General features: G+C 42.9%; 4 protein-coding genes. All 4 read left to right on the top strand.

Going from position 1 to position 4,627, the window contains the following annotated elements; genetic code table 11:
* Positions 1-172: 172 nt before the first annotated feature.
* Genes pseB through pseG form a run of 4 tightly spaced genes read left to right on the top strand, consistent with a single transcriptional unit; the run spans position 173 to position 4,570 of the window.
* A complete protein-coding gene (pseB, locus tag KDK14_RS06650) occupies positions 173-1,177 on the top strand; it encodes a UDP-N-acetylglucosamine 4,6-dehydratase (inverting) (protein WP_257264243.1) in 1,005 nt (334 codons plus the stop codon).
* Positions 1,174-2,334: a UDP-4-amino-4,6-dideoxy-N-acetyl-beta-L-altrosamine transaminase gene (gene pseC / locus KDK14_RS06655; protein ID WP_257264244.1), complete on the top strand. Its 1,161-nt coding sequence runs from the start codon at positions 1,174-1,176 to the stop codon at positions 2,332-2,334. Before pseB ends, pseC begins: the two co-directional genes overlap by 4 nt.
* A complete protein-coding gene (pseF, locus tag KDK14_RS06660; protein ID WP_257264245.1) occupies positions 2,331-3,032 on the top strand; it encodes a pseudaminic acid cytidylyltransferase in 702 nt (233 codons plus the stop codon). The genes pseC and pseF overlap by 4 nt, the downstream gene beginning before the upstream one ends.
* Positions 3,029-4,570, top strand: a complete 1,542-nt coding sequence (gene pseG, locus KDK14_RS06665; protein WP_257264246.1) for a UDP-2,4-diacetamido-2,4,6-trideoxy-beta-L-altropyranose hydrolase — start codon at positions 3,029-3,031, stop codon at positions 4,568-4,570. Before pseF ends, pseG begins: the two co-directional genes overlap by 4 nt.
* Positions 4,571-4,627 lie beyond the last annotated feature (57 nt).

Raw genomic sequence — 4,627 nt, forward strand, 5'->3', positions numbered from 1 at the left:
ACTCATGGAGGGGGGAGGGTTGGCTGGCGTAACAAGGCGAGAGACAAATAGCAATCAAGCATTTATGCCAATTTATAGAATGTCCCCATTTTAGCGGCCCTAACAACCAACCCCGACTCACCGACAAAATTTCATTTAAAGCTAGTCATATCTATTCAGAGGTTGAAACTTAATGTTCAATAATCAATCCGTGTTGATCACTGGTGGAACAGGCTCTTTCGGTAAACTCTACGCCAAAACCATCTTGGAAAGATACAATCCTCAAAGAATCGTAATTTACTCCAGGGATGAACTGAAGCAATTTGACATGCAGCCGGAATTTAATCATCCCTGCATGCGCTACTTTATTGGTGATATTAGAGACCGTGATCGCCTGACCCAGGCCATGCGCGGTATTGACTATGTCATTCATGCCGCAGCACTCAAGCAAGTGCCTGCTGCAGAATACAATCCGATGGAATGCATAAAAACCAATATCCACGGTGCTGAAAATGTTATCCACGCTGCATTGGACAACAACGTAACCAAAGTAATTGCCCTGTCTACAGACAAAGCCGCAAACCCAATAAACCTCTATGGTGCAACCAAACTGGCATCCGACAAACTGTTTGTTGCAGCTAACAATATGGCCGGAGGCCATGAAACCCGCTTTGCCGTTGTTCGATACGGCAACGTAGTTGGTTCAAGAGGCTCTGTAGTACCGTTCTTCAAGAAGCTAATTCAGGATGGTTCACCCTACCTTCCAATCACCCACCAGGAAATGACACGCTTCTGGATCACTCTGCAACAGGGTGTAGACTTTGTACTGAAAAATTTCGATCGCATGAAAGGCGGTGAAATTTTTGTACCAAAAATTCCTTCAGTAAAAATTGTTGACTTGGCAAAAGCCATGGCTCCAGAACTGGATCAAAAAATTACCGGTATCCGCCCGGGAGAAAAACTCCATGAGATCATGTGCCCTGCTGACGACTCTCACCTGACCATTGAGTTTGAAGATCACTATGTCATAGCCCCAACTATTAATTTCGTAGATAGTGACAACGACTACCACACGAATGCGTTGAATGAAAAAGGCAAATCAGTTCAACAAGGCTACGAATACCACTCCGGTAAAAATGAGCACTTCTTGGACATATCGGAAATCATTGAGTTTAACCGCATGGCAGATATGGCATGATTCCCTACGGTCGACAGGAAATAACCCAGCAAGACATTGATGCTGTTGTGCAAACCCTGCAGTCAGACTTTCTGACACAGGGGCCTCAGGTGCCTGCTTTTGAGCAGGCCCTTATGGCGCATACCGGTGCCAAACACGCACTAGTCGCCAACAGTGCCACATCTGCCCTGCATATTGCCTGCCTGGCCCTCGGGCTGGGCCCGGGTGACTGGCTCTGGACAAGTCCAATAACCTTCGTGGCTTCTGCCAACTGTGGGCTCTACTGTGGTGCACAGATAGATTTTGTGGATATAGATCCAAAAACCTACAACCTCTGCCCAAAAGCATTAGCCGACAAACTGGCTGTGGCCAAAGAACAGGGTAAACTTCCCAAAATACTGGTGCCTGTACACCTGTGTGGCCAGCCATGTGAGATGGAAGCGATATATAACCTGGCCCGAGAATATGGGGTTAAGATAATAGAAGATGCTTCCCACGCAATTGGTGGAAAATATCAGGGAGCACCTGTTGGTAACTGCCAATACTCTGATATTACTGTGTTCAGTTTTCATCCGGTAAAAATCATCACGACCGCAGAAGGCGGTGCAGCACTGACCAATAATGATGATCTGGCACAGAAAATGTCGTTATACCGCAGCCACGGCATAACCCGCGATCAGTCATTAATGACAGAACTCTCCCATGGCGGCTGGTATTACCAGCAGATAGAGCTGGGCTACAACTACCGTATGACAGAGCTACAGGCAGCATTGGGAATATCTCAGATACAACGACTGGACGAATTTGTAGCAAAGCGACATAAATTAGCTGAGCGATATAACACACAACTGGCTAATTTACCCTTAACACTACCCTATCAACTGCCCAATACATACTCGGGATTACACCTCTATGTGATTCGTCTGCAGTTGGATAATATCAATAAAAGCCATGCAGAGGTATTCAGACAACTGCATGAAAAAGGGATTGGCGTTAACCTGCATTACATTCCGGTTCATACACAGCCTTACTATCAAAACCTTGGTTTCAGGGTTGGGGATTTTCCCGAAGCAGAACAGTACTATAAAGTAGCGATTTCACTGCCAATGTTTCATACCATGACCCATGAGCAGCAGGATCAGGTTGTTAATGCATTAACAGAAATTCTTGGCCAATGAATATTGCCATTATTCCTGCCCGGGGTGGAAGCAAGCGAATCCCACGAAAAAATATCAAGCTATTTTATGGTAAACCGATGATCGCCTGGTCAATTGAAGCAGCACTAAAATCAGAGTGCTTTGACCGAGTTATTGTCTCAACCGATGATAATGAAATAGCAGACATATCCAAAGAATGGGGTGCTGATACACCCTTTATCAGACCTGAAAGCCTATCAGATGATTACACTGGCACAGGCGCAGTCGTAAAACACTCTATTGAGTGGCTACAATCGAAGGGAGATAACGTGGGATATGTGTGTTGTATATACGCAACAGCTCCGTTCATATCCGCTTCAGACTTAAAGAAAGGTGAAGCATTGATAAAGCAGAACACCAATGATTTCGTATTTGCTGCAACAACCTTTCCATTTCCCATTCAAAGAGCAATCAAACTGGATGATGCTGGACGAGTCAGTATGTTCCAACCTGAACATTTTCTAACACGATCTCAAGATCTGACCGAAGCCTGGCATGATGTAGGCCAGTTCTATTGGGGTACAGCATCAGCATGGGCAGAGAATCTGCCAATCTTTAAAGCTCAATCAAGCATTGTTGAAATACCGAGATTTAGGGCACAGGATATCGATACTGAAGACGACTGGTTAAGAGCCGAAGTTATGTACCAGATATTGGAGAAACAAGGAGCTATTGTTTGAACGTTGTTTTCAGGGTTGATGCATCAATAGAAATAGGAACAGGCCATGTATATCGATGCCTGACATTGGCCGATGCGCTAAAAAAAGCTGGGTATTTATGCCACTTTATATGCCGTGAGCACCATGGCCACCTTGGCCCTTTGATAAGACAGAAGAACTTTAGATTAACGTTACTCCCAGTCAATCAAGATGAAAATATCCATCGAGAGAGTTATCAGACTTGGCTAGGTGGCGATTGGGTTGAAGATGCAAAACTTACTGAAAAAGCAATTAAAGACTCAAATATAAAAGAGGTCGATCTATTAATCGTTGACCACTATAGCTTAGATAATCACTGGCAAAAAAAAATTAGAAAAATTTGCAAGAACATTATCGCAATAGATGATTTAGCAAATCGTAAAATTGATGCTGACATAATAATTGATCAAACATATGAAAGGCAGGAGGGAGATTACATTCCTTGGATGTGCAATACTGAAACCTCGCTGCTAGTAGGTTCGCGCTATGCTCTTTTACGACCAGAATTCTATCTTTTCCGGAAGAAATCCCTGCCAAAGCGAAAAACTATAAGTGCTCCACCATGTATTTTAATCTCCCTTGGGGGATCTGATCAAAACAACGTGAGCAGTCAAATACTAGAAAGCCTTTCAGAGCTTTACACAGCAAATGAACTGCGAGTCATTTTGGTTATAGGAGCAAATAACCCACACGCTCAAAAGCTAGAAAAGCAATGTCAATTACTACCATTCCAGACAGAGCTACACATAGCCACAGACCAAATTTGTCAACTGATGATTGAATCAGATATAGCTATAGGTGCAGCTGGGACAACAAGCTGGGAACGTTGTGCCCTAGGTCTACCTACAATAACAATATGTATGGCAAATAATCAGAAGAAAGTATTACAAGGCCTAGCAAAAAACAATGCGATTTTACCGTTCCCACTATCCGAAGTGAGTAATACTTCAGAACTGAAAAAGACTATTGAAAACTGTTTAGAAAAACATGCAGAAATCTCAGAGTCAGCAAGAAACGTAACAGATGGACTTGGTGTTAAACGAGTTCTTATGCACTTACTAAATGAACACATCCGTGACGGAAAAACTCTTAAATTTCATGCTGGCACAATGAAAGAAATGGGAAAACTCTTTCACTGGCAAACAGCACCGGAAACTCGACGATTTTCAAGAAATCCTAAAGCACCTACCTGGGATGAGCATCAGACTTGGTACTTAAATAAATTAAATCAACCAGATTGCTTTCTGCACTTTATGATTATAGAGGGCAAAGAAGTAGGAATGCTAAGGTTCGATCCTGTAGATGGAAGCGATAATTATGAAATATCAATACTGGTAGCCCCTGAATGTTACAGGCTTGGAATTGCTGAAGCGGGTTTAAAACTGATGCGCAAAATTTATCCCGAATTTAATTTTATAGCCACTGTTCTACCTGGCAACCTAGCATCGCACTCATTGTTTAAAAGGCTTGGATACAAGCAAATTAGCGAATCTGAATATCAAAATTTATCGAAGCATTAAATGTTACCTGATTACCACTGATCGTACGTCATGAATCAGCTGCTATAATAAACGTCG

Origin of the sequence: Endozoicomonas sp. ONNA2, from assembly GCF_024606365.1 — a bacterium.
Classification (GTDB): Bacteria; Pseudomonadota; Gammaproteobacteria; order Pseudomonadales; family Endozoicomonadaceae; genus Endozoicomonas.